The following is a 21,944-nucleotide window of genomic DNA, read 5'->3' on the forward strand; positions in this document are numbered from 1 at the left end:
AAGACTGAGCCGATATGGCTACCACTTCGCTTGACCTTGCCAAGGTGCGCAACATCGGCATCATGGCGCACATCGACGCGGGCAAGACGACCACCACCGAGCGGATCCTGTTCTACACCGGCGTCTCTTACAAGATCGGTGAAGTCCACGACGGCGCTGCCACGATGGACTGGATGGAGCAGGAGCAGGAGCGCGGCATCACGATCACGTCCGCCGCGACGACCTGCCACTGGCCGCTCGAGAATGTCGATCACACGATCAACATCATCGACACGCCGGGTCACGTCGACTTCACCGTCGAGGTGGAGCGTTCGCTGCGCGTGCTCGACGGTGCTGTCACCGTGTTCGACGGTGTGGCCGGCGTTGAGCCCCAGTCCGAGACCGTTTGGCGACAGGCGGACCGCTACGGCGTCCCGCGTATCTGCTTCGTCAACAAGCTCGACCGTACGGGCGCCGACTTCCTGCGCTGCGTCGACATGATCGTGAACCGCCTTGGCGCGGTCCCGATCGTCATGCAGCTGCCCATCGGCGCCGAGATGGACTTCCAGGGTGTTGTGGACCTCGTCCGCATGAAGGCCCTGGTCTGGTCCGCGGACGCGTCCAAGGGCGAGATGTACGACGTCGTCGACATCCCGGCCGACCTCGTCGAGCTCGCCGATGAGTACCGCGGCAAGCTGATCGAGTCCGTCTCCGAGAACGACGAGGAGCTCATGGAGCTCTTCCTCGAGGGCGTCGAGCCCACCGAGGAGCAGCTCTACGCTGCCGTCCGTCGCATCACCATTGCCTCCGGCAAGGGTGGCGGCGAGAAGACGGTCACCCCCGTCTTCTGTGGCACCGCGTTCAAGAACAAGGGCGTCCAGCCCCTGCTCGACGCGGTCGTGCGCTACCTTCCCTCCCCCCTGGACGTCGAGGCCATCGAGGGCCACGACGTCAAGGACGCGGAGCTGGTCGTCAAGCGCAAGCCGTCCGACGAGGAGCCGCTGTCGGCCCTCGCGTTCAAGATCGCGAGCGACCCGCACCTCGGCAAGCTCACCTTCGTCCGGATCTACTCCGGTCGCCTGGAGGCCGGCACCGCGGTGCTGAACTCCGTCAAGGGCAAGAAGGAGCGCATCGGCAAGATCTACCGCATGCACGCGAACAAGCGTGAGGAGATCGACTCGGTGGGCGCCGGCGACATCGTCGCCGTCATGGGCCTGAAGCAGACCACCACCGGTGAGACGCTGTGCGACGACAAGAACCCGGTCATCCTGGAGTCCATGGACTTCCCGGCGCCGGTCATTCAGGTCGCGATCGAGCCCAAGTCCAAGGGTGACCAGGAGAAGCTGGGTGTCGCCATCCAGCGTCTCGCGGAGGAGGACCCCTCCTTCCAGGTGCACTCGGACGAGGAGACCGGCCAGACCATCATCGGTGGTATGGGCGAGCTTCACCTCGACATCCTCGTCGACCGTATGCGTCGCGAGTTCAAGGTCGAGGCGAACGTCGGCAAGCCGCAGGTCGCGTACCGCGAGACGATCCGCAAGACCGTCGAGCGCGTGGACTACACCCACAAGAAGCAGACCGGTGGTACCGGTCAGTTCGCCAAGGTGCAGATCGCGATCGAGCCGATCACGGACGGCGACGCCACGTACGAGTTCGTGAACAAGGTCACCGGTGGCCGCATCCCGAAGGAGTACATCCCTTCGGTCGACGCGGGTGCGCAGGAGGCCATGCAGTTCGGCATCCTGGCCGGCTACGAGATGACTGGCGTCCGCGTCATCCTTCTCGACGGTGGCTACCACGAGGTCGACTCCTCCGAGCTCGCGTTCAAGATCGCCGGTTCGCAGGCCTTCAAGGAGGCCGCGCGCAAGGCTTCGCCGGTCATCCTCGAGCCCATGATGTCCGTCGAGGTCACCACGCCCGAGGACTACATGGGTGAGGTCATCGGCGACATCAACTCCCGCCGTGGTCAGATTCAGGCCATGGAGGAGCGCAGCGGCGCTCGCGTCGTGAAGGGCCTCGTGCCCCTCTCGGAGATGTTCGGCTACGTCGGAGACCTCCGCAGCAAGACCTCGGGTCGCGCAAGCTACTCGATGCAGTTCGACTCCTACGCCGAGGTTCCGCGGAACGTCGCCGAGGAGATCATCGCGAAGGCCAAGGGCGAGTAACTCTCCCGAGTTCACGCTTTAGGCTTGACACCAGTCGCCGGGGTTTCACCCCGGAACCCCGAGGATCGGGCCCCGGCGACTGGCATCCCAGCAAAGATCACCTGGCGCCGATGAAGCAAGGCGTACAGAACCACTCCGCAGGAGGATTCAGTGGCGAAGGCAAAGTTCGAGCGGACTAAGCCGCACGTCAACATCGGCACCATCGGTCACATTGACCACGGTAAGACGACCCTCACGGCCGCCATTACCAAGGTGCTGCACGACGCGTACCCGGACCTGAACGAGGCCTCGGCCTTCGACCAGATCGACAAGGCTCCCGAGGAGCGCCAGCGCGGTATCACCATCTCGATCGCGCACGTCGAGTACCAGACCGAGTCGCGTCACTACGCCCACGTTGACTGCCCCGGTCACGCGGACTACATCAAGAACATGATCACGGGTGCGGCGCAGATGGACGGCGCCATCCTCGTGGTCGCGGCCACCGACGGCCCGATGCCGCAGACCAAGGAGCACGTGCTCCTGGCCCGCCAGGTCGGCGTTCCGTACATCGTCGTCGCCCTGAACAAGGCCGACATGGTGGACGACGAGGAGATCCTGGAGCTCGTCGAGCTCGAGGTGCGTGAGCTCCTCTCCGAGTACGACTTCCCGGGCGACGACCTTCCGGTCGTCCGTGTCTCGGCGCTCAAGGCGCTCGAGGGCGACAAGGAGTGGGGCGAGGCTCTCCTCGGTCTCATGAAGGCCGTCGACGAGTCGATCCCGCAGCCCGAGCGCGAGGTCGACAAGCCGTTCCTCATGCCGATCGAGGACGTCTTCACGATCACCGGTCGTGGCACCGTCGTCACCGGTCGTATCGAGCGTGGTGTCCTCAAGGTCAACGAGACCGTCGACATCATCGGTATCAAGACCGAGAAGACCACCACCACGGTCACCGGTATCGAGATGTTCCGCAAGCTGCTCGACGAGGGCCAGGCCGGTGAGAACGTCGGTCTGCTCCTCCGTGGCATCAAGCGTGAGGACGTCGAGCGCGGCCAGGTCATCATCAAGCCGGGCTCGGTCACGCCGCACACCAACTTCGAGGCCCAGGCCTACATCCTGTCGAAGGACGAGGGTGGCCGTCACACCCCGTTCTTCAACAACTACCGCCCGCAGTTCTACTTCCGTACCACGGACGTGACCGGCGTCGTGACCCTCCCCGAGGGCACCGAGATGGTCATGCCGGGCGACAACACCGCCATGAGCGTTGAGCTGATCCAGCCCATCGCCATGGAGGAGGGCCTCAAGTTCGCCATCCGTGAGGGTGGCCGGACCGTCGGCGCCGGCCAGGTCGTCAAGATCACTGCCTGATCTGTGATCTGACCTGGTAGCTCCAACGAGCTCCAAGAGAGGGCCCCGCACCGAAAGGTGCGGGGCCCTCTCGCGTTCCCGCCGAGTGATCTTCGAAGATTTCCGGGAAATACTGTCGTCCGATGTCGAGCCCGCGCCCGCGGCTCCGACCCATGGGTGACAGCGGGCCACAGGGGCACGCGGGACGGGGAGGACACCCGAGATGAAGTACGTCGCGATGATCTACGGCAACCAGGCCAAGTGGGAGTCCTTCCCGGCCGAGGCCTGGCCCGAGGCGATCGCCAAGCAGGAGGCCTTCAACCGGCGGTACCGGGAGAGCGGCGAGCTGATCGGCGCGTACGGACTCGCCGACGCGGCCGCCGCCCAGCTCGTCCGCCGCCAGGGCGGCGCCCCCGTGATCACCGACGGGCCGTACCTGGAGACCAAGGAGTACCTGGCCAGCTTCTACCTGCTCGACTGCGACAGCCTGGAGCGGGCGCAGGAGATCGCCGCGGACATGCCCTTCGCGGACGTCGACCCCGTCGAACTCTGGCCGATCCTGCACGAGTCCGCGGCGGACGTGTGACCGGGCCCCAGGAGATCGAGGACCTGCTGCGCACGTACGCGCCGCAGGTCCTCGGCGCGCTCGTCCGGCGGTACGGCGACTTCGACCTCTGCGAGGACGCCGTCCAGGAGGCGCTGATCGCCGCCGCGCGGCAGTGGCCCGACGAGGGCGTCCCCGACAGCGCGCGCGCCTGGCTGCTGACCGTCGCCCAGCGCCGGTACATCGACCTGGTACGCAGCGAGGCCGCGCGCCGGCGCCGCGAGGACGCACTCTCGCTCGCCACCCCGGACTCCGAGCTCGTCGCCCGGCCCGCGGACGCCCCCGCGGGCGGCGAGGACGACTCGCTGTCCCTGCTCTTCCTCTGCTGCCACCCGGACCTGTCGCCCCCCAGCCGGATCGCGCTCACCCTGCGCGCCGTCGGCGGCCTCACCACCGCGCAGATCGCCGCGGCCTTCCTCGTGCCCGAGTCGACCATGGCGCAGCGGATCAGCCGGGCCAAGCAGACGATCAAGGCGGCGGGCGGCTCGCTCGCCGGGCCCGCGGGGGAGGACAGGGCGGCCCGCCTCGCCGAGGTGCGGCACGTGCTCTACCTCGTCTTCAACGAGGGCTACACGGCCAGCGGCGGCGACGACCTCACCGTGCCCGAGCTGGCCACGGAGGCGATCCGGCTCGCCCGGCTCCTGCACCGGCTCGTCCCCGAGGACACCGAGACGGCGGGCCTGCTCGCGCTCATGCTGCTCACCGACGCCCGCCGCCCGGCCCGCACGGGCCCGCACGGCGAGCTGGTGCCGCTCGCGGAGCAGGACAGGGGCCGCTGGGACGGCCGGCTGATCGCGGAGGGCATCGAGCTCATCAGCCGTACGCTGCCGAAGGGGCGGGTCGGCCCGTACCAGCTCCAGGCGGCGATCGCGGCCGTGCACGACGAGGCCGAGTCCGCCGGGGCGACGGACTGGCCGCAGATCCTCGCGCTGTACGAGCTGCTGGAGCGGACCGAGGACAACCCGGTGATCACGCTCAACCGCGCGGTCGCGGTCGCGATGGTCCACGGCCCGGAGGCGGGTCTGGAGCTGCTCGCCGGCCTCGCGGAGGACAAGCGGCTCGCGCGCCACCACCGGCTCCTCGCGACCCGCGCGCACCTTCTCGAACTGCTGGGCGACGAGGGGGGCGCGGCCGCCGCCTACCGCGAGGCGGCCCGTCACACGACGAGTGCTCCCGAGCGCCGTCATCTGACGGAGCGGGCGCGGCGGTTGGGATGAGAGGGGCTGAGCGGGACTTCCGGGGCGGCACGTGCGCCCCGAGGCTTGGCCGTACGTGACGTGGGGTACAGTCTTCGCCCCCGATTGGCGGCCGGAAGGTCCCGTATGGCAGACTGTCGGGGTTGCTCGGTTGAGTGCCGATGCTGCGCGCCTCCCGTCGGGAGGACCGGAAGCGAGTCCCACAGTACTCGTCGCTCCTTCTCAGGAGCGGACGTACGGGAATCTTCCGGGAAGCGTCAGCGGGGTGCAGACCAGGCACTCGGGTGGTGTTCTGCCCCCGGCCCGCGGTTCTAGGGACCGCACCCCCTTGGTTGGGAAATCCTTCGGGATTTCTGCGTAGAGGGAGTGCGACACGCCCGACCGCGTGGGTCGGAGACAGAGTCAAGAGAACCCCCGAGTCCAGAGCGTTACGAGAGACAGGACTACTAGTAGCCATGGCGGGACAGAAGATCCGCATCCGGCTCAAGGCCTACGACCACGAGGTCATCGATTCCTCGGCGAAGAAGATCGTCGAGACGGTGACGCGCACTGGTGCGTCGGTCGCGGGCCCGGTGCCGCTGCCCACTGAGAAGAACGTGTACTGCGTCATCAAGTCGCCGCACAAGTACAAGGACTCGCGCGAGCACTTCGAGATGCGCACGCACAAGCGCCTCATCGACATCCTCGACCCCACGCCGAAGACGGTTGACTCGCTCATGCGTCTCGACCTCCCGGCGGGCGTTGACATCGAGATCAAGCTCTGAGGGCGCGCGAGATGGCTAAGAACATCAAGGGCATCCTGGGCGAGAAGCTCGGCATGACGCAGGTCTGGGACGAGAACAACCGGGTCGTCCCGGTGACCGTCGTCAAGGCCGGCCCGAATGTCGTGACCCAGGTCCGTACGAACGACGTCGACGGCTACGAGTCGGTCCAGATCGCCTTCGGCGAGATCGACCCTCGCAAGGTGAACAAGCCCCTCAAGGGTCACTTCGCCAAGGCTGACGTCACCCCGCGCCGCCACCTGGTGGAGCTCCGCACCGCTGACGCCTCCGAGTACACGCTCGGCCAGGAGATCACCGCCGAGCTCTTCGAGGCCGGCGTGAAGGTCGACGTCACCGGCAAGAGCAAGGGCAAGGGCTTCGCCGGTGTCATGAAGCGCCACAACTTCCGTGGTGGCAAGGCGTCGCACGGTGCCCACCGCGTGCACCGCAAGCCCGGCTCCATCGGTGGCTGCGCCACCCCGGGTCGTGTCTTCAAGGGCATGAAGATGGCCGGTCGCATGGGCAACGAGCGTGTGACCACCCAGAACCTGACCGTCCACGCCGTTGACGCCGAGAAGGGTCTGCTGCTCATCAAGGGCGCCGTCCCCGGCCCTAACGGTGGCCTCGTCCTGGTCCGCACCGCGGCCAAGGGGGTTTGAGGAACCGATGAGCACCATTGACATCCTTTCGCCGGCAGGCGACAAGACCGGGACCGTCGAGCTCCCCGAGGAGATCTTCGGCGCCAAGGTCAGCGTTCCGCTGATCCACCAGGTCGTCGTCGCTCAGCTGGCCGCTGCCCGTCAGGGCACGCACAAGACCAAGCGTCGTGGCGAAGTCCGTGGTGGTGGCAAGAAGCCTTACCGCCAGAAGGGCACCGGCCGCGCCCGTCAGGGTTCGACCCGCGCTCCGCAGTTCGTCGGCGGTGGCGTCGTCCACGGCCCGCAGCCGCGTGACTACTCGCAGCGGACCCCGAAGAAGATGAAGGTCGCCGCCCTCCGCGGTGCCCTCTCGGACCGGGCCACCCACTCCCGCATCCACGTCGTCACCGGCGTGGTCGAGGGTGACGTTTCCACCAAGGCCGCGAAGACGCTGTTCGGCAAGATCTCGGAGCGCAAGAACCTGCTCCTGGTCGTCGAGCGCTCCGACGAGGCCGCGTGGCTGTCCGCTCGTAACCTGCCCCAGGTGCACATCCTGGAGCCGGGCCAGCTCAACACGTACGACGTGATCGTCTCCGACGACGTGGTCTTCACTCAGGCCGCCCTCGAGTCCTTCGTGTCTGGCCCCCAGACCGCTGAGACCGAAGGGAGCGACGCCTGATGACTGAGGCCGTCGTCACCAGCAAGACCTTCTCGGACCCGCGCGACATTCTCGTCAAGCCGGTTGTCTCGGAGAAGAGCTACGCCCTGCTGGACGAGAACAAGTACACGTTCATCGTCGCGCCTGGCTCCAACAAGACTCAGATCAAGCAGGCCGTCGAGGCGGTCTTCTCGGTCAAGGTCACCGGGGTCAACACGATCAACCGCCAGGGCAAGCGCAAGCGCACCAAGGCCGGTTTCGGTAAGCGCAAGGACACCAAGCGCGCCATCGTGACCCTTGCCGAGGGCAACCGTATCGACATCTTCGGCGGTCCGACCGCCTAAGGGCGGTCTGGATCGTCCGGAATCGGACGAGGACTGAGAAATGGGAATCCGCAAGTACAAGCCGACTACGCCGGGCCGTCGTGGCTCCTCCGTAGCCGACTTCGTCGAGATCACGCGGTCCACGCCGGAGAAGTCGCTGGTCCGCCCCCTGCACAGCAAGGGCGGCCGTAACAACACCGGTCGGATCACGGTTCGACACCAGGGTGGCGGCCACAAGCGCGCCTACCGGGTGATCGACTTCCGTCGTCACGACAAGGACGGCGTGCCGGCGAAGGTCGCTCACATCGAGTACGACCCCAACCGCACCGCGCGCATCGCGCTGCTCCACTACGCGGACGGCGAGAAGCGCTACATCATCGCCCCGAAGAACCTCTCGCAGGGTGACCGGGTCGAGAACGGCCCCGGCGCGGACATCAAGCCCGGCAACAACCTGGCGCTCCGCAACATCCCGGTCGGTACCACGATCCACGCGATCGAGCTCCGTCCCGGTGGCGGCGCCAAGTTCGCGCGCTCCGCTGGTGCCTCCGTGCAGCTGCTGGCGAAGGAGGGCACGATGGCCCACCTTCGTATGCCGTCCGGCGAGATCCGTCTCGTCGACGCCCGCTGCCGCGCGACGATCGGCGAGGTCGGCAACGCCGAGCAGTCGAACATCAACTGGGGCAAGGCCGGCCGTAAGCGCTGGCTGGGCGTTCGCCCGACCGTTCGCGGTGTGGCGATGAACCCGGTGGACCACCCGCACGGTGGTGGTGAGGGTAAGACCTCCGGTGGTCGCCACCCGGTCTCCCCGTGGGGTCAGAAGGAGGGTCGTACTCGCTCGCCGAAGAAGGCTTCGAGCAAGTACATCGTCCGCCGCCGCAAGACGAACAAGAAGCGCTAGGAGCGGGTTTAGATGCCGCGCAGTCTCAAGAAGGGACCCTTCGTCGACGGACACCTCGTAAAGAAGGTGGACGTACAGAACGAAGCCGGTACCAAGAACGTCATCAAGACCTGGTCCCGTCGCTCGATGATCATCCCGGCCATGCTCGGCCACACGATCGCGGTGCACAACGGCAAGACCCACATTCCGGTGTTTGTCACCGAGTCGATGGTCGGCCACAAGCTCGGCGAGTTCTCGCCGACGCGCACCTTCCGGGGTCACGTGAAGGACGACCGGAAGTCGAAGCGCCGCTAGTAGCGGGGTGGAATCGACCATGACAGACACTGGAAGGACAACCATGGAAGCCAGGGCCCAGGCGCGGTACATCCGCGTCACGCCCATGAAGGCCCGCCGAGTGGTGGACCTTATCCGTGGCATGGACGCCACGGAGGCTCAGGCGGTCCTGCGTTTCGCCCCGCAGGCCGCGAGCGTGCCGGTTGGCAAGGTGCTGGACAGCGCCATTGCCAACGCTGCACACAACTACGACCACACTGACGCCTCTTCGCTGGTCATCAGCGAGGCGTACGTCGATGAGGGCCCGACCCTGAAGCGGTTCCGTCCGCGTGCTCAGGGCCGTGCATTCCGGATCCGTAAGCGGACCAGCCACATCACCGTGGTCGTCAGCAGCAAGGAAGGAACCCGGTAATGGGCCAGAAGGTTAACCCGCATGGGTTCCGGCTCGGCATCACCACGGACTTCAAGTCCCGTTGGTACGCCGACAAGCTGTACAAGGACTACGTCAAGGAAGACGTCGCCATCCGTCGGATGATGACGTCCGGCATGGAGCGCGCCGGCATCTCGAAGGTTGAGATCGAGCGCACCCGTGACCGTGTGCGTGTGGACATCCACACCGCGCGTCCCGGCATCGTCATCGGCCGCCGTGGCGCCGAGGCCGACCGCATCCGCGGTGACCTCGAGAAGCTCACGGGCAAGCAGGTCCAGCTGAACATCCTCGAGGTCAAGAACCCCGAGATGGACGCTCAGCTGGTTGCTCAGGCCGTTGCCGAGCAGCTCTCCTCCCGCGTCTCCTTCCGTCGCGCCATGCGTAAGAGCATGCAGGGCACGATGAAGGCCGGCGCCAAGGGCATCAAGATCCAGTGTGGCGGTCGTCTCGGCGGCGCCGAGATGTCCCGCTCGGAGTTCTACCGCGAGGGTCGTGTGCCGCTGCACACGCTCCGCGCGAACGTGGACTACGGCTTCTTCGAGGCCAAGACGACCTTCGGTCGCATTGGCGTCAAGGTCTGGATCTACAAGGGCGACGTCAAGAACATCGCCGAGGTCCGCGCCGAGAACGCTGCGGCCCGTGCGGGTAACCGCCCGGCCCGTGGTGCCGGCGCTGGCGACCGCCCGGCCGGCCGTGGTGGCCGTGGTGGCGAGCGTGGCGGCCGCGGCCGCAAGCCGCAGCAGCAGTCCGCGCCGGCTGCCGAGGCCCCCAAGGCCGACGCTCCCGCCGCCGCTGCCGCTCCGGCTGAGAGCACCGGAACGGAGGCCTGACCGAAATGCTGATCCCCCGTAGGGTCAAGCACCGCAAGCAGCACCACCCCAAGCGCTCGGGTATGAGCAAGGGTGGTACGCAGGTTGCGTTCGGCGAGTACGGCATTCAGGCCCTCACGCCGGCGTACGTGACGAACCGCCAGATCGAGGCTGCTCGTATCGCGATGACCCGCCACATCAAGCGTGGCGGCAAGGTCTGGATCAACATCTACCCGGACCGCCCCCTGACGAAGAAGCCTGCCGAGACCCGCATGGGTTCCGGTAAGGGTTCTCCGGAGTGGTGGATCGCGAACGTCAAGCCGGGTCGGGTGATGTTCGAACTGTCCTACCCGAACGAGAAGATCGCGCGCGAGGCCCTGACCCGTGCGGCCCACAAGCTGCCGATGAAGTGCAAGATCGTTAAGCGCGAAGCAGGTGAGCTGTGATGTCGGCCGGTACCAAGGCGTCCGAGCTGCGCGAGCTGGGCAACGAGGAGCTTCTCAACAAGCTCCGCGAGGCCAAGGAAGAGCTGTTCAACCTCCGCTTCCAGGCGGCGACGGGCCAGCTCGAGAACCACGGCCGGCTCAAGTCCGTCCGTAAGGACATCGCCCGGATCTACACCCTGATGCGTGAGCGCGAGCTGGGCATCGAGACGGTGGAGAACGCCTGATGAGCGAGAGCAACGTGACTGAGAAGACCGAGCGCAACGCTCGCAAGGTCCGCGAGGGCCTGGTCGTCAGCGACAAGATGGACAAGACCGTCGTCGTCGCTGTCGAGGACCGCGTCAAGCACGCGCTGTACGGCAAGGTCATCCGCCGTACGAACAAGCTCAAGGCTCACGACGAGCAGAACGCTGCCGGCATCGGTGACCGCGTCCTCCTGATGGAGACCCGGAAGCTGTCGTCGACGAAGCACTGGCGCGTCGTCGAGATCCTCGAGAAGGCCAAGTAATTCTTGAAGGGGTAACCCTTCGAGTTCGTTCCGCCAGGCTCGGCCGGGGCTTCTTCTGAAGCCCCGGCCGGGAACCGGCAGACAATCAGGAGATAGACGTGATCCAGCAGGAGTCGCGACTGCGTGTCGCCGACAACACTGGTGCCAAGGAGATCCTTTGCATCCGTGTTCTCGGTGGCTCGGGTCGCCGCTACGCGGGCATCGGTGACGTCATCGTCGCCACCGTCAAGGACGCGATCCCCGGTGGCAACGTGAAGAAGGGTGACGTCGTCAAGGCGGTCATCGTTCGCACCGTCAAGGAGCGCCGCCGCCAGGACGGCTCGTACATCCGCTTCGACGAGAACGCCGCTGTCATTCTCAAGAACGACGGCGACCCTCGTGGCACCCGTATCTTCGGCCCGGTCGGCCGTGAGCTGCGCGAGAAGAAGTTCATGAAGATCATCTCGCTCGCGCCGGAGGTGCTGTAAGCATGAAGATCAAGAAGGGCGACCTGGTCCAGGTCATCACCGGTAAGGACAAGGGCAAGCAGGGCAAGGTCATCACGGCCTTCCCCCGCGAGAACCGCGTCCTCGTCGAGGGTGTCAACCGGGTCAAGAAGCACACCAAGGCCGGCCCGTCGCAGGCCGGTGGCATCGTCACGACCGAGGCCCCTGTCCACGTGAGCAACGTTCAGCTCGTCGTGGAGAAGGATGGCCAGAAGGTCGTCACGCGTGTCGGTTACCGCTTCGACGACGAGGGCAACAAGATCCGCGTTGCCAAGCGGACGGGTGAGGACATCTGATGGCTACCACCACTCCGCGTCTCAAGACGAAGTACCGCGAGGAGATCGCGGGCAAGCTGCGTGAGGAGTTCTCGTACGAGAACGTCATGCAGGTTCCCGGCCTCGTGAAGATCGTGGTCAACATGGGTGTCGGCGACGCCGCCCGTGACTCGAAGCTGATCGACGGTGCGATCCGCGACCTGACCACGATCACCGGTCAGAAGCCGGCCGTGACCAAGGCTCGCAAGTCCATCGCGCAGTTCAAGCTGCGTGAGGGCCAGCCGATCGGTGCGCACGTCACCCTCCGTGGCGACCGCATGTGGGAGTTCCTGGACCGCACCCTGTCGCTCGCGCTTCCGCGCATCCGCGACTTCCGTGGTCTGTCCCCCAAGCAGTTCGACGGGCGTGGCAACTACACCTTCGGTCTCACGGAGCAGGTCATGTTCCACGAGATCGACCAGGACAAGATCGACCGTGTCCGGGGTATGGACATCACCGTGGTGACCACGGCGACCAACGACGCTGAGGGCCGCGCCCTTCTCCGTCACCTCGGCTTCCCCTTCAAGGAGGCGTAAGCGAGATGGCGAAGAAGGCTCTCATCGCGAAGGCTGCCCGCAAGCCCAAGTTCGGCGTGCGTGGCTACACGCGCTGCCAGCGTTGTGGTCGTCCCCACTCCGTGTACCGCAAGTTCGGCCTGTGCCGCGTGTGCCTTCGTGAGATGGCTCACCGTGGCGAGCTGCCGGGCGTGACCAAGAGCTCCTGGTAATTCCCTTCCACCCTTTGGGTGTTGGGAATGACCGGAGACTCTCGGTAAGCACTGGGTTGGCGGTCGCCCACCCCTCCATGCCTTAGGCTAGGAGGGTTGGGCGTCCGTCGCCCGTACGACTTACTACGCCGTAGGTCCCCGCGCCGCACCCGTCCCGCCCCTGTGTGGGGAGAGGGATGGCGCATACAGGAAACCCCGGCGAGAGAGGCCGAAGGCCAATTCATGACCATGACTGATCCGATCGCGGACATGCTGACTCGTCTGCGTAACGCGAACTCGGCATACCACGACTCTGTGACGATGCCGCACAGCAAGATCAAGTCTCACATCGCGGAAATCCTCCAGCAGGAGGGCTTCATCACGGGCTGGAAGGTCGAGGACGCCGAGGTCGGCAAGAACCTCGTCCTCGAGCTCAAGTTCGGTCCGAACCGTGAGCGCTCCATTGCGGGCATCAAGCGGATCTCGAAGCCCGGTCTCCGGGTTTACGCGAAGTCCACCAACCTGCCGAAGGTTCTCGGCGGCCTGGGCGTGGCGATCATCTCCACGTCCCACGGCCTCCTGACCGGCCAGCAGGCAGGCAAGAAGGGCGTAGGTGGGGAAGTCCTCGCCTACGTCTGGTAGTCGGGAAAGGAAGGAAAGCTCATGTCGCGTATTGGCAAGCTGCCTATCCAGGTTCCCGCCGGCGTGGACGTCACCATCGATGGCCGCACGGTCACGGTGAAGGGTTCCAAGGGCACCCTGAGCCACACCGTCGCCGCTCCGATCGAGATCGTTAAGGGCGAGGATGGCGTGCTCAACGTCAACCGTCCGAACGACGAGCGTCAGAACAAGGCCCTCCACGGCCTGTCCCGCACGCTGGTGGCCAACATGATCACCGGTGTGACCCAGGGTTACGTGAAGGCGCTCGAGATCAGCGGTGTCGGTTACCGCGTTGCCGCGAAGGGCTCCAACCTGGAGTTCCAGCTCGGCTACAGCCACCCGATCCTTATCGAGGCGCCCGAGGGCATCTCGTTCAAGGTCGAGTCGCCGACCAAGTTCTCGGTCGAGGGCATCGACAAGCAGAAGGTCGGCGAGGTCGCCGCCAACATCCGCAAGCTTCGCAAGCCTGACCCTTACAAGGCCAAGGGCGTGAAGTATGCGGGTGAGGTCATCCGCCGCAAGGTCGGAAAGGCTGGTAAGTAAGCCATGGCATACGGTGTGAAGATCGCCAAGGGCGACGCCTACAAGGGCGCCGCCAAGAAGCGCCGCCACATCCGCATCCGCAAGAACGTGTCGGGTACGGCGGAGCGTCCGCGCCTCGTCGTGACGCGTTCCAACCGCGGTATCACCGCTCAGGTCATCGACGACCTCAAGGGTCACACCCTTGCGTCTGCGTCGACCCTGGACGCGTCGATCCGTGGCGGCGAGGGTGACAAGTCCGAGCAGGCCAAGCAGGTCGGTTCCCTGGTCGCCGAGCGCGCCAAGGCCGCCGGTGTCGAGGCTGTCGTGTTCGACCGTGGTGGCAACAGGTACGCCGGGCGCATTGCCGCTCTGGCTGACGCCGCCCGCGAAGCCGGGCTGAAGTTCTAAGCCCCGGTTCCGGGACTAACGGACGTAACAGAGAGAGGTAATCCAATGGCTGGACCCCAGCGCCGCGGAAGCGGTGCCGGTGGCGGCGAGCGGCGGGACCGGAAGGGCCGCGACGGTGGCGCTGCCGCCGAGAAGACCGCGTACGTTGAGCGCGTTGTCGCGATCAACCGCGTCGCCAAGGTTGTCAAGGGTGGTCGTCGCTTCAGCTTCACCGCCCTGGTTGTCGTCGGTGACGGCGACGGCACGGTAGGTGTCGGTTACGGCAAGGCCAAGGAAGTTCCCGCGGCCATCGCCAAGGGCGTCGAGGAAGCCAAGAAGAACTTCTTCAAGGTTCCCCGCATCCAGGGCACCATCCCGCACCCGATCCAGGGCGAGAAGGCGGCCGGCGTTGTCCTGCTGAAGCCTGCTTCCCCCGGTACCGGTGTTATCGCCGGTGGCCCGGTGCGCGCGGTGCTCGAGTGCGCCGGCGTTCACGACATCCTGTCGAAGTCGCTCGGCTCCGACAACGCGATCAACATCGTGCACGCGACCGTGGCGGCCCTCAAGGGTCTGCAGCGTCCCGAGGAGATCGCGGCGCGCCGTGGTCTGCCCCTCGAGGACGTCGCTCCCGCGGCTCTGCTCCGTGCGCGTGCTGGGGCGGGTGCGTAATGGCTCGCCTCAAGGTCACGCAGACGAAGTCGTACATCGGCAGCAAGCAGAACCACCGCGACACCCTGCGTTCGCTTGGCCTCAAGAAGGTCAACGACGTGGTTGTCAAGGAGGACCGCCCCGAGTTCCGCGGCATGGTGCACACCGTCCGCCACCTCGTGACGGTCGAGGAGGTTGAATAACATGGCGGAGAACAACCCGCTGAAGGCCCACAACCTCCGTCCCGCCCCCGGTGCCAAGACCGCGAAGACCCGTGTCGGTCGTGGTGAGGCGTCGAAGGGTAAGACGGCCGGTCGTGGTACCAAGGGTACGAAGGCCCGTTACCAGGTTCCGCAGCGCTTCGAGGGTGGGCAGATGCCCCTCCACATGCGTCTGCCGAAGCTCAAGGGCTTCAAGAACCCGTTCCGCACCGAGTTCCAGGTCGTGAACCTGGACAAGCTCGGCGCTCTCTACCCCGAGGGTGGAGAGGTCACGGTGGCCGACCTGGTCGCCAAGGGCGCGGTTCGCAAGAACAGCCTCGTCAAGGTGCTCGGCACCGGCGAGATCACCGTGGCGCTGCAGGTTTCGGTTGACGCCGTCTCCGGCTCCGCCAAGGAGAAGATCGCCGCCGCTGGTGGCACCGTCACCGAGCTCGTCTGAGTTCGGCTCGACACCACAAAGCCTGGCCGGTTCCCCCTCGGGGGGCCGGCCAGGCTTTTTGTCGTGTCCGGCGGGGCGGTGTCAGGCCGCGGCCGAGGTGAGTCCCCGGGCCTTGAGACAGGCCTGGAGCCGGCTCTCGACCTGCCCTTCCGCGCGGTGACGGGCTCGGGCCGGTCGGCACGCCGGAGGCGTTCCTCCGCCACTCGTCCGTCGATCCGCGTCACCCCGGTGCTCGGCGAACGTCTCCACCTTTCGGTGCGACATGACGGACTGGTCGGCGTTCGACGGTGCCGTCTCCGTGAACTGGATCCGGGAGACGGCCACGACCGTGGCCGTCACCGCGGCACAGCCCGCGAGGGCCGTCGAGGTGCGCTTCACGGCCCCGAGCAGGAGCGCGGCACCCGCGGCACCCGCGACGGGGAGCGACTTCTGCACAGGTGGTTCCCCCAGAAGTGGTCGTTGCGATGAGTGATTCCGGCCAGTCGGATCCGGAACCGCACGAAGCAGTCTCTGAGGACGGCATGCCCTGTCATCACGTCTCTTGGTCGGGATGCGCACCCGACGAACGTCGGATGGCCGCGACCGGGACGGCCGCCCGCGGCCGATGCGCAGTTGACGTGCCTCGGAGACGTTTCCCGCTGGCAGTGGTGGCGGGTATGGTAGCGGCTGTTAGCTTCCCCGGCAGTCTGCGCTTCTGGCGTGCGGCTGCCGTGTTCTGTTCTTGCTCGCATTCAAACCGTCACCCTCACGCGCGTAACGCGGGGGTCGCAGGAGGCACCGTGCTCACCGCGTTCGCCCGGGCGTTCAAGACGCCCGACCTGCGCAAGAAACTGCTCTTCACGCTCGCCATCATCGTGCTGTACCGCCTCGGCGCGCACATCCCGGTGCCCGGCGTCAGCTACGAGGCTGTTCAGCAGTGTGTCAAGCAGGCCAGCGAGGGCAACAACAGCCTGTTCGGCCTGGTCAACATGTTCAGTGGCGGGGCGCTGCTGCAGATCACCATCTTCGCGCTCGGCATCATGCCGTACATCACGGCGAGCATCATCCTGCAGCTGCTGACCGTCGTGATCCCGCGCCTGGAGGCCCTCAAGAAGGAGGGTCAGTCCGGTACCGCCAAGATCACGCAGTACACGCGGTACCTGACGATCGCCCTCGCCATCCTCCAGGGCACCGGTCTCGTGGCCACCGCGAAGAGCGGCGCGCTCTTCAGCGGCTGTGTGGTCGCCGACCAGGTCGTGCCCAACCAGTCGATCTTCACGATCGCCACGATGGTCCTCACGATGACCGCGGGCACCGCCGTCGTCATGTGGCTCGGTGAGCTCGTCACCGACCGTGGCATCGGCAACGGCATGTCGATCCTGATGTTCATCTCGATCGCCGCCGGCTTCCCGGGCGCCCTGTGGAAGATCAAGGTCGAAGGCGACCTGGCCGACGGCTGGATCGAGTTCGGCACCGTGATCCTCGTGGGCTTCGCGATGGTGGCCCTCGTGGTCTTCGTCGAGCAGGCTCAGCGGCGCATCCCCGTGCAGTACGCGAAGCGGATGATCGGTCGGCGTTCCTACGGCGGTACGTCCACTTACATCCCGTTGAAGGTGAACCAGGCAGGTGTGATTCCTGTCATCTTCGCGTCGTCGCTGCTCTACATCCCGGCCTTGATCGCCCAGTTCTCGAACTCCACCGCAGGGTGGAAGACCTGGATCGAAGCCCACTTCGTCAAGGGTGACCACCCCTACTACATCGCGACGTACTTCCTCCTGATCGTGTTCTTCGCCTTCTTCTACGTGGCGATCTCGTTCAACCCCGAGGAAGTAGCCGACAACATGAAGAAGTATGGTGGCTTCATCCCGGGTATCCGGGCTGGTCGACCTACTGCTGAGTATCTGAGCTACGTGCTCAACCGGATCACTTGGCCGGGCTCGCTGTACTTGGGTCTGATCGCTCTTGTGCCGACGATGGCGTTGGCAGGCTTCGGTGGCGCCAATGCCAACTTCCCCTTCGGTGGGACGAGCATCCTCATCATCGTGGGTGTGGGGCTGGAGACCGTGAAGCAGATCGAGAGCCAGCTCCAGCAGCGCAATTACGAAGGGTTCCTCCGCTGATGCGAATCGTCCTCGTCGGACCGCCCGGTGCGGGCAAGGGCACGCAGGCCGCGTACCTTGCCAAGAACCTGGACATCCCGCACATCTCAACGGGTGACCTGTTCCGTGCCAACATCTCGCAGGGCACGGCGCTCGGGCTCGAGGCTCAGTCGTACATGAAGGCCGGCCAGCTCGTGCCGGACTCCGTGACGATCGGGATGGCCAAGGACCGCATGGAGCAGCCGGACGCCGTCAACGGCTTCCTGCTCGACGGGTTCCCGCGCAACGTGGCCCAGGCCGAGGCTCTGGACGCGATCCTCAAGGCCGGGCACGTCCAGCTGGACGCGGTCCTGGACCTGGAGGTCCCCGAGGACGAGGTCGTGAAGCGGATCGCGGGTCGCCGCATCTGCCGCAACGACAGTGCGCACGTCTTCCACGTGACGTACAACGCGCCGAAGACCGCAGGCGTCTGCGACGCCTGCGGCGGCGAGCTCTACCAGCGCGACGACGACTCCGAGGAGACCGTCCGCCGGCGCCTGGAGGTCTACCACACGGAGACCGAGCCGATCATCGACTACTACCGGTCGCAGAGCCTGGTGTCGACGATCTCCGCGCTCGGCAAGGTGGACGAGGTCACGGCGAAGGCCATGGCCGCGCTGAAGAAGTAACCCCGGTTCGTCCGATACGGCCGCGGTGCCCTTGAGGGGCGCCGCGGCCGTATCGTTGTTCTGTCCCGTGTACACGCAAGGAAGGGCCCCCGACGATGGTGCAGATCAAGACCCCCGAGCAGATCGCGAAGATGCGCGAGGCGGGACTGGTCGTCGCCGCCATCCACGCGGCGACCCGCGAGGCGGCCGTGCCGGGTGCCACGACCCGGGACCTGGACGAGGTCTCGCGGAAGGTCATCGCCGACCACGGGGCGAAGTCGAACTTCCTCGGGTACGGCGGCTTCCCCGCGACGATCTGCACCTCGGTGAACGAGGTCGTCGTCCACGGCATCCCCGACGAGAAGACCGTCCTCAAGGACGGCGACATCATCTCCATCGACGCCGGCGCGATCGTGGACGGCTGGCACGGTGACGCGGCCTTCACGGCCTTCGTGGGCACCGGCCACGCGCCCGAGCTCGTCGAGCTCTCGCGGGTGACGGAGGAGTCGATGTGGGCGGGCATCGCGGCGATGAAGCTCGGCAACCGGCTCGTCGACGTCTCGAAGGCCATCGAGACGTACATCAAGCGGCAGCCCCGCCCGTCGGTCGGCGAGCACAGCCTCGGTCGGTACGGGATCGTCGAGGACTACGGCGGCCACGGCATCGGCACCGAGATGCACATGGACCCGCACCTGCTGAACTACGTCTCCCGCAAGCGCGGCAAGGGCCCGAAGCTGGTCCCCGGTCTCTGCCTGGCGATCGAGCCGATGGTCTCCCTGGGCACCCCGCACACCGAGGTCCTCAAGGACGACTGGACGGTCGTCACGACCGACGGCACCTGGTCCTCCCACTGGGAGCACTCGATCGCCCTCACCGAGGAGGGCCCCCTGGTCCTGACCGCGGTCGACGGCGGCAAGGCGAAGCTGGCGGAGCTGGGTGTGACGGCGGCGCCGGACCCGCTGGCGTAGCGCCGGATCCTCTCACGTACCCGCTTGCGTAATGATCTTCTACTGTGGGCAAACTTCCCGGATTCGTCTTTTCCAGGGGCCTGACGTAGACTGATGCGTCGGCTCTCGTGTACCCGTGTGTCCGCATACGGCGGCGAGAGTCGATCAAGGTAGCCGATTCGAAAGGCGAAGCGTGGCCAAGAAGCAAGGTGCCATCGAAATCGAGGGCACCGTGATCGAGTCCCTCCCGAACGCCATGTTCAAGGTGGAACTCCAGAACGGTCACAAGGTCCTCGCGCACATCTCCGGCAAGATGCGGATGCACTACATCCGAATCCTTCCGGACGACCGGGTCGTCGTGGAGCTCTCTCCGTACGACCTGACGCGTGGCCGGATCGTCTACCGGTACAAGTAGATCTTGCCCGCACCCCGCTTCACGGCGCGGGTGGTGGCACTGACCCGGAGAACCTCACATCCCATGAAGGTCAAGCCGAGCGTCAAGAAGATCTGCGACAAGTGCAAGGTGATCCGCCGTCACGGTCGGGTCATGGTCATCTGCGACAACCTGCGCCACAAGCAGCGCCAGGGCTGACGCACGCCGACCGACCTGCATTTCGCAGTTCTTCGCGCGACGCATAGCAGTACGTACATACGCAGAGCCCGTCGGGCCGTGTTCCACGGTTGACGGCACCTCCGGCGGGGGCCGGGGACCCGGACGTACCACTCTTCGAGACTTCGAAGGGTCGGCGGTCGGGAGCGGTTCTGCAGCAGACCCCCGAGAACACAGGAGCCATTGAATGGCACGCGTTTCCGGTGTTGACATCCCGCGCGAAAAGCGTGTGGTGGTCGCACTCACCTACGTCTTCGGCATCGGGCGTACCCGGTCCGAGGAGATTCTCGCCGCGACCGGCGTGAACGAGTCCACCCGTGTCCGTGACCTTGCCGAGGAAGACCTCGTCAAGATCCGTGAGTACGTGGACGCCAACCTCCAGACCGAGGGTGACCTCCGCCGCGAGATCGCCGCCGACATCCGCCGCAAGGTCGAGATCGGCTGCTACCAGGGCCTGCGCCACCGTCGTGGCCTGCCCGTTCGCGGTCAGCGCACCAGCACGAACGCTCGTACCCGCAAGGGCCCGCGTCGCGCCATCGCCGGCAAGAAGAAGCCGGGCAAGAAGTAGTCCTCAGCGGACGCTTGACCAAGCGGTCTTCGCTGTAGGACCGACCACCTCCCGTAGGAGTTATAGATGCCCCCCAAGGGTCGTCAGGGCGCTGCCAAGAAGGTGCGCCGCAAGGAAAAGAAGAACGTCGCTCACGGGCACGCCCACATCAAGAGCACGTTCAACAACACCATCGTCTCGATCACGGACCCCGCGGGCAACGTGATCTCCTGGGCCTCCGCCGGCCACGTCGGCTTCAAGGGCTCGCGCAAGTCCACCCCGTTCGCCGCGCAGATGGCCGCTGAGTCGGCCGCTCGCCGCGCGCAGGAGCACGGCATGCGCAAGGTCGACGTCTTCGTCAAGGGTCCGGGCTCCGGCCGCGAGACCGCGATCCGCTCCCTCCAGGCCACGGGCCTCGAGGTCGGTTCGATCCAGGACGTCACCCCCACGCCGCACAACGGCTGCCGTCCCCCCAAGCGCCGCCGCGTCTGACGCACGGCTGCTTGACCCAGGCTTCGGGCGGTACGGCTCTTCGGACCGTGCCGCCCGTACCCTTGTAGGTGCTACATCCCGTCGGGCGTCAAATAGTGGGCGTCCACGACAGAAGGACATAACGACATGCTGATCGCTCAGCGTCCGTCGCTGACCGAAGAGGTCGTCGACGAGTTCCGCTCCCGGTTCGTGATCGAGCCGCTGGAGCCGGGCTTCGGCTACACCCTCGGCAACTCCCTCCGCCGTACCCTCCTCTCCTCGATCCCGGGTGCCGCTGTCACCAGCATCCGCATCGACGGTGTCCTGCACGAGTTCACCACCGTGCCGGGCGTCAAGGAGGACGTCACCGACCTCATCCTGAACATCAAGCAGCTGGTCGTCTCCTCGGAGCACGACGAGCCGGTCGTGATGTACCTGCGCAAGCAGGGCCCGGGTCTGGTCACCGCCGCCGACATCGCGCCCCCGGCCGGTGTCGAGGTGCACAACCCCGACCTCGTCCTCGCCACGCTCAACGGCAAGGGCAAGCTGGAGATGGAGCTGACCGTCGAGCGCGGTCGCGGCTACGTCTCCGCCGTCCAGAACAAGCAGGCGGGCCAGGAGATCGGCCGTATTCCGGTCGACTCCATCTACTCGCCGGTGCTCAAGGTCACGTACAAGGTCGAGGCGACCCGTGTCGAGCAGCGCACCGACTTCGACAAGCTGATCGTCGACGTCGAGACCAAGCAGGCCATGCGCCCGCGTGACGCCATGGCGTCCGCCGGCAAGACCCTGGTCGAGCTGTTCGGTCTGGCGCGCGAGCTCAACATCGACGCCGAGGGCATCGACATGGGCCCGTCCCCCACGGACGCCGCCCTCGCCGCCGACCTGGCGCTGCCGATCGAGGAGCTCGAGCTCACCGTTCGTTCGTACAACTGCCTCAAGCGCGAGGGCATCCACTCCGTGGGTGAGCTCGTGGCGCGCTCCGAGGCCGACCTGCTCGACATCCGCAACTTCGGTGCGAAGTCGATCGACGAGGTCAAGGCGAAGCTGGCCGGTATGGGCCTCGCGCTGAAGGACTCGCCGCCCGGATTCGACCCGACCGCCGCCGCTGACGCCTTCGGCGCCGACGACGACGCGGATGCCGGTTTCGTCGAGACCGAGCAGTACTGATTCTCTTCCTGAGGATCGATTGACCTCTGCCGGCCGGTTTCGGCTGGTCGCGCAGTTCCCCGCGCCCCTTTAGGGGGCGCGGGG

General features: G+C 66.2%; 34 protein-coding genes. 33 read left to right on the top strand and 1 reads right to left on the bottom strand.

Translation table 11 applies throughout. From position 1 onward, the window contains the following. Positions 1-14: 14 nt before the first annotated feature. The 25 genes from fusA to rplO all read left to right on the top strand — a co-directional run bounded on the left by fusA (position 15) and on the right by rplO (position 15,390). A complete protein-coding gene (fusA, locus tag ACZ6K0_RS02700) occupies positions 15-2,144 on the top strand; it encodes an elongation factor G (RefSeq protein WP_376412953.1) in 2,130 nt (709 codons plus the stop codon). Positions 2,145-2,294: 150 nt separating this feature from the next. Next, positions 2,295-3,488: an elongation factor Tu gene (gene tuf, locus ACZ6K0_RS02705; protein WP_125744782.1), complete on the top strand. Its 1,194-nt coding sequence runs from the start codon at positions 2,295-2,297 to the stop codon at positions 3,486-3,488. 202 nt (positions 3,489-3,690) lie between these two features. Continuing rightward, a complete protein-coding gene (locus ACZ6K0_RS02710; protein ID WP_376412957.1) occupies positions 3,691-4,053 on the top strand; it encodes a YciI family protein in 363 nt (120 codons plus the stop codon). After that, positions 4,050-5,288 (top strand): RNA polymerase sigma factor, encoded by a 1,239-nt coding sequence (locus ACZ6K0_RS02715; protein WP_469229395.1) that lies wholly within the window; start codon positions 4,050-4,052, stop codon positions 5,286-5,288. Before ACZ6K0_RS02710 ends, ACZ6K0_RS02715 begins: the two co-directional genes overlap by 4 nt. A 434-nt stretch (positions 5,289-5,722) precedes the next feature. Beyond that, on the top strand, positions 5,723-6,031 hold the full coding sequence (gene rpsJ, locus ACZ6K0_RS02720) for a 30S ribosomal protein S10 (protein WP_003948644.1): 309 nt from the start codon (positions 5,723-5,725) through the stop codon (positions 6,029-6,031). 11 nt (positions 6,032-6,042) lie between these two features. Then, positions 6,043-6,687, top strand: a complete 645-nt coding sequence (rplC, locus tag ACZ6K0_RS02725) for a 50S ribosomal protein L3 (RefSeq protein ID WP_024755405.1) — start codon at positions 6,043-6,045, stop codon at positions 6,685-6,687. Between the two features lie 7 nt (positions 6,688-6,694). Beyond that, complete coding sequence (gene rplD, locus ACZ6K0_RS02730) at positions 6,695-7,345, top strand: 50S ribosomal protein L4 (protein ID WP_125744788.1); 651 nt, start codon at positions 6,695-6,697, stop codon at positions 7,343-7,345. Continuing rightward, complete coding sequence (rplW, locus tag ACZ6K0_RS02735) at positions 7,345-7,668, top strand: 50S ribosomal protein L23 (RefSeq protein ID WP_024755407.1); 324 nt, start codon at positions 7,345-7,347, stop codon at positions 7,666-7,668. Before rplD ends, rplW begins: the two co-directional genes overlap by 1 nt. A gap of 40 nt (positions 7,669-7,708) precedes the next feature. Next, positions 7,709-8,545, top strand: a complete 837-nt coding sequence (gene rplB, locus ACZ6K0_RS02740) for a 50S ribosomal protein L2 (protein ID WP_315891596.1) — start codon at positions 7,709-7,711, stop codon at positions 8,543-8,545. Between the two features lie 12 nt (positions 8,546-8,557). Beyond that, on the top strand, positions 8,558-8,839 hold the full coding sequence (gene rpsS / locus ACZ6K0_RS02745) for a 30S ribosomal protein S19 (protein ID WP_024755409.1): 282 nt from the start codon (positions 8,558-8,560) through the stop codon (positions 8,837-8,839). 43 nt (positions 8,840-8,882) lie between these two features. Next, positions 8,883-9,230 carry a 50S ribosomal protein L22 gene (rplV, locus tag ACZ6K0_RS02750; RefSeq protein WP_024755410.1) on the top strand — a complete coding sequence of 116 codons (348 nt, stop codon included), beginning with the start codon at positions 8,883-8,885 and terminating at the stop codon, positions 9,228-9,230. Next, positions 9,230-10,078, top strand: a complete 849-nt coding sequence (gene rpsC, locus ACZ6K0_RS02755; RefSeq protein WP_017239578.1) for a 30S ribosomal protein S3 — start codon at positions 9,230-9,232, stop codon at positions 10,076-10,078. The genes rplV and rpsC overlap by 1 nt, the downstream gene beginning before the upstream one ends. Positions 10,079-10,083: 5 nt before the next feature. Further along, entirely contained in the window at positions 10,084-10,503 is a 420-nt protein-coding gene (rplP, locus tag ACZ6K0_RS02760) for a 50S ribosomal protein L16 (RefSeq protein ID WP_015035580.1), read from the top strand. Beyond that, complete coding sequence (rpmC, locus tag ACZ6K0_RS02765) at positions 10,503-10,727, top strand: 50S ribosomal protein L29 (protein WP_017239580.1); 225 nt, start codon at positions 10,503-10,505, stop codon at positions 10,725-10,727. Before rplP ends, rpmC begins: the two co-directional genes overlap by 1 nt. Continuing rightward, the gene (rpsQ, locus tag ACZ6K0_RS02770) at positions 10,727-11,008 is read left to right on the top strand and encodes a 30S ribosomal protein S17 (RefSeq protein ID WP_024755411.1); all 282 of its coding nucleotides are present in this window, start codon (positions 10,727-10,729) and stop codon (positions 11,006-11,008) included. Before rpmC ends, rpsQ begins: the two co-directional genes overlap by 1 nt. 98 nt (positions 11,009-11,106) lie before the next feature. Next, positions 11,107-11,475 (top strand): 50S ribosomal protein L14, encoded by a 369-nt coding sequence (gene rplN, locus ACZ6K0_RS02775; RefSeq protein ID WP_003956455.1) that lies wholly within the window; start codon positions 11,107-11,109, stop codon positions 11,473-11,475. Positions 11,476-11,477: 2 nt separating this feature from the next. Next, positions 11,478-11,789, top strand: coding sequence for a 50S ribosomal protein L24 (rplX, locus tag ACZ6K0_RS02780; RefSeq protein ID WP_030214024.1), 312 nt, complete (start codon positions 11,478-11,480; stop codon positions 11,787-11,789). Beyond that, positions 11,786-12,343: a 50S ribosomal protein L5 gene (gene rplE / locus ACZ6K0_RS02785; RefSeq protein ID WP_099054322.1), complete on the top strand. Its 558-nt coding sequence runs from the start codon at positions 11,786-11,788 to the stop codon at positions 12,341-12,343. Before rplX ends, rplE begins: the two co-directional genes overlap by 4 nt. Before the next feature lie 5 nt (positions 12,344-12,348). Continuing rightward, positions 12,349-12,534, top strand: coding sequence for a type Z 30S ribosomal protein S14 (locus ACZ6K0_RS02790; protein WP_003948630.1), 186 nt, complete (start codon positions 12,349-12,351; stop codon positions 12,532-12,534). A 222-nt stretch (positions 12,535-12,756) separates the two neighbouring features. Then, positions 12,757-13,155: a 30S ribosomal protein S8 gene (gene rpsH, locus ACZ6K0_RS02795; RefSeq protein ID WP_015035585.1), complete on the top strand. Its 399-nt coding sequence runs from the start codon at positions 12,757-12,759 to the stop codon at positions 13,153-13,155. Positions 13,156-13,176: 21 nt separating this feature from the next. Beyond that, entirely contained in the window at positions 13,177-13,716 is a 540-nt protein-coding gene (gene rplF, locus ACZ6K0_RS02800; RefSeq protein ID WP_376412968.1) for a 50S ribosomal protein L6, read from the top strand. 3 nt (positions 13,717-13,719) lie between these two features. After that, complete coding sequence (gene rplR / locus ACZ6K0_RS02805) at positions 13,720-14,103, top strand: 50S ribosomal protein L18 (protein ID WP_469229396.1); 384 nt, start codon at positions 13,720-13,722, stop codon at positions 14,101-14,103. Positions 14,104-14,148: 45 nt separating this feature from the next. Next, on the top strand, positions 14,149-14,751 hold the full coding sequence (rpsE, locus tag ACZ6K0_RS02810; RefSeq protein ID WP_017239585.1) for a 30S ribosomal protein S5: 603 nt from the start codon (positions 14,149-14,151) through the stop codon (positions 14,749-14,751). Next, entirely contained in the window at positions 14,751-14,933 is a 183-nt protein-coding gene (gene rpmD, locus ACZ6K0_RS02815; protein WP_024755415.1) for a 50S ribosomal protein L30, read from the top strand. The genes rpsE and rpmD overlap by 1 nt, the downstream gene beginning before the upstream one ends. Position 14,934: 1 nt before the next feature. Then, positions 14,935-15,390 (top strand): 50S ribosomal protein L15, encoded by a 456-nt coding sequence (rplO, locus tag ACZ6K0_RS02820; RefSeq protein WP_125744792.1) that lies wholly within the window; start codon positions 14,935-14,937, stop codon positions 15,388-15,390. Between the two features lie 81 nt (positions 15,391-15,471). On the opposite strand, the gene ACZ6K0_RS02825 is transcribed toward rplO, so the two are convergent. Further along, complete coding sequence (locus tag ACZ6K0_RS02825; RefSeq protein WP_376412973.1) at positions 15,472-15,825, bottom strand: hypothetical protein; 354 nt, start codon at positions 15,823-15,825, stop codon at positions 15,472-15,474. Positions 15,826-16,169: 344 nt separating this feature from the next. Here ACZ6K0_RS02825 and secY point away from each other — a divergent pair, with 344 nt between their 5' ends. The 8 genes from secY to ACZ6K0_RS02865 all read left to right on the top strand — a co-directional run bounded on the left by secY (position 16,170) and on the right by ACZ6K0_RS02865 (position 21,860). Further along, entirely contained in the window at positions 16,170-17,489 is a 1,320-nt protein-coding gene (gene secY / locus ACZ6K0_RS02830) for a preprotein translocase subunit SecY (RefSeq protein ID WP_376412975.1), read from the top strand. After that, the gene (locus ACZ6K0_RS02835; RefSeq protein ID WP_376412978.1) at positions 17,489-18,136 is read left to right on the top strand and encodes an adenylate kinase; all 648 of its coding nucleotides are present in this window, start codon (positions 17,489-17,491) and stop codon (positions 18,134-18,136) included. The genes secY and ACZ6K0_RS02835 overlap by 1 nt, the downstream gene beginning before the upstream one ends. A gap of 95 nt (positions 18,137-18,231) precedes the next feature. Next, entirely contained in the window at positions 18,232-19,083 is an 852-nt protein-coding gene (gene map, locus ACZ6K0_RS02840; protein ID WP_469229407.1) for a type I methionyl aminopeptidase, read from the top strand. A gap of 172 nt (positions 19,084-19,255) precedes the next feature. Continuing rightward, positions 19,256-19,477 (top strand): translation initiation factor IF-1, encoded by a 222-nt coding sequence (gene infA / locus ACZ6K0_RS02845; RefSeq protein ID WP_003956442.1) that lies wholly within the window; start codon positions 19,256-19,258, stop codon positions 19,475-19,477. 63 nt (positions 19,478-19,540) lie between these two features. After that, positions 19,541-19,654: a 50S ribosomal protein L36 gene (rpmJ, locus tag ACZ6K0_RS02850; RefSeq protein ID WP_003956441.1), complete on the top strand. Its 114-nt coding sequence runs from the start codon at positions 19,541-19,543 to the stop codon at positions 19,652-19,654. Positions 19,655-19,859: 205 nt separating this feature from the next. After that, on the top strand, positions 19,860-20,240 hold the full coding sequence (gene rpsM / locus ACZ6K0_RS02855; RefSeq protein WP_024755422.1) for a 30S ribosomal protein S13: 381 nt from the start codon (positions 19,860-19,862) through the stop codon (positions 20,238-20,240). Positions 20,241-20,306: 66 nt separating this feature from the next. Continuing rightward, positions 20,307-20,711: a 30S ribosomal protein S11 gene (rpsK, locus tag ACZ6K0_RS02860; RefSeq protein ID WP_006376016.1), complete on the top strand. Its 405-nt coding sequence runs from the start codon at positions 20,307-20,309 to the stop codon at positions 20,709-20,711. A 126-nt stretch (positions 20,712-20,837) separates the two neighbouring features. Next, the gene (locus tag ACZ6K0_RS02865) at positions 20,838-21,860 is read left to right on the top strand and encodes a DNA-directed RNA polymerase subunit alpha (protein ID WP_024755423.1); all 1,023 of its coding nucleotides are present in this window, start codon (positions 20,838-20,840) and stop codon (positions 21,858-21,860) included. Positions 21,861-21,944: the final 84 nt, after the last annotated feature.

It is taken from the genome of Streptomyces sp. NPDC042346, from assembly GCF_055581845.1.

Bases quoted from the DNA above. Each gene is read 5' to 3' on its own strand.
- rplD (WP_125744788.1), top strand. From the start codon at position 6,695: ATGAGCACCATTGACATCCTTTCGCCGGCAGGCGACAAGACCGGGACC.
- rplR (WP_469229396.1), top strand. From the start codon at position 13,720: ATGGCATACGGTGTGAAGATCGCCAAGGGCGACGCCTACAAGGGCGCC.
- rplO (WP_125744792.1), top strand. From the start codon at position 14,935: ATGGCGGAGAACAACCCGCTGAAGGCCCACAACCTCCGTCCCGCCCCC.
- ACZ6K0_RS02710 (WP_376412957.1), top strand. From the start codon at position 3,691: ATGAAGTACGTCGCGATGATCTACGGCAACCAGGCCAAGTGGGAGTCC.
- rpsK (WP_006376016.1), top strand. From the start codon at position 20,307: ATGCCCCCCAAGGGTCGTCAGGGCGCTGCCAAGAAGGTGCGCCGCAAG.
- map (WP_469229407.1), top strand. From the start codon at position 18,232: ATGGTGCAGATCAAGACCCCCGAGCAGATCGCGAAGATGCGCGAGGCG.
- ACZ6K0_RS02865 (WP_024755423.1), top strand. From the start codon at position 20,838: ATGCTGATCGCTCAGCGTCCGTCGCTGACCGAAGAGGTCGTCGACGAG.
- rplX (WP_030214024.1), top strand. From the start codon at position 11,478: ATGAAGATCAAGAAGGGCGACCTGGTCCAGGTCATCACCGGTAAGGAC.
- rpsM (WP_024755422.1), top strand. From the start codon at position 19,860: ATGGCACGCGTTTCCGGTGTTGACATCCCGCGCGAAAAGCGTGTGGTG.
- ACZ6K0_RS02790 (WP_003948630.1), top strand. From the start codon at position 12,349: ATGGCGAAGAAGGCTCTCATCGCGAAGGCTGCCCGCAAGCCCAAGTTC.
- rpsC (WP_017239578.1), top strand. From the start codon at position 9,230: ATGGGCCAGAAGGTTAACCCGCATGGGTTCCGGCTCGGCATCACCACG.
- rplP (WP_015035580.1), top strand. From the start codon at position 10,084: ATGCTGATCCCCCGTAGGGTCAAGCACCGCAAGCAGCACCACCCCAAG.
- rpmJ (WP_003956441.1), top strand. From the start codon at position 19,541: ATGAAGGTCAAGCCGAGCGTCAAGAAGATCTGCGACAAGTGCAAGGTG.
- rplV (WP_024755410.1), top strand. From the start codon at position 8,883: ATGGAAGCCAGGGCCCAGGCGCGGTACATCCGCGTCACGCCCATGAAG.
- ACZ6K0_RS02835 (WP_376412978.1), top strand. From the start codon at position 17,489: ATGCGAATCGTCCTCGTCGGACCGCCCGGTGCGGGCAAGGGCACGCAG.
- rplF (WP_376412968.1), top strand. From the start codon at position 13,177: ATGTCGCGTATTGGCAAGCTGCCTATCCAGGTTCCCGCCGGCGTGGAC.
- rpsS (WP_024755409.1), top strand. From the start codon at position 8,558: ATGCCGCGCAGTCTCAAGAAGGGACCCTTCGTCGACGGACACCTCGTA.
- rpmD (WP_024755415.1), top strand. From the start codon at position 14,751: ATGGCTCGCCTCAAGGTCACGCAGACGAAGTCGTACATCGGCAGCAAG.
- fusA (WP_376412953.1), top strand. From the start codon at position 15: ATGGCTACCACTTCGCTTGACCTTGCCAAGGTGCGCAACATCGGCATC.
- rpsJ (WP_003948644.1), top strand. From the start codon at position 5,723: ATGGCGGGACAGAAGATCCGCATCCGGCTCAAGGCCTACGACCACGAG.
- rplB (WP_315891596.1), top strand. From the start codon at position 7,709: ATGGGAATCCGCAAGTACAAGCCGACTACGCCGGGCCGTCGTGGCTCC.
- rpsE (WP_017239585.1), top strand. From the start codon at position 14,149: ATGGCTGGACCCCAGCGCCGCGGAAGCGGTGCCGGTGGCGGCGAGCGG.
- rplC (WP_024755405.1), top strand. From the start codon at position 6,043: ATGGCTAAGAACATCAAGGGCATCCTGGGCGAGAAGCTCGGCATGACG.
- rpsQ (WP_024755411.1), top strand. From the start codon at position 10,727: ATGAGCGAGAGCAACGTGACTGAGAAGACCGAGCGCAACGCTCGCAAG.
- rplW (WP_024755407.1), top strand. From the start codon at position 7,345: ATGACTGAGGCCGTCGTCACCAGCAAGACCTTCTCGGACCCGCGCGAC.
- rpmC (WP_017239580.1), top strand. From the start codon at position 10,503: ATGTCGGCCGGTACCAAGGCGTCCGAGCTGCGCGAGCTGGGCAACGAG.
- rpsH (WP_015035585.1), top strand. From the start codon at position 12,757: ATGACCATGACTGATCCGATCGCGGACATGCTGACTCGTCTGCGTAAC.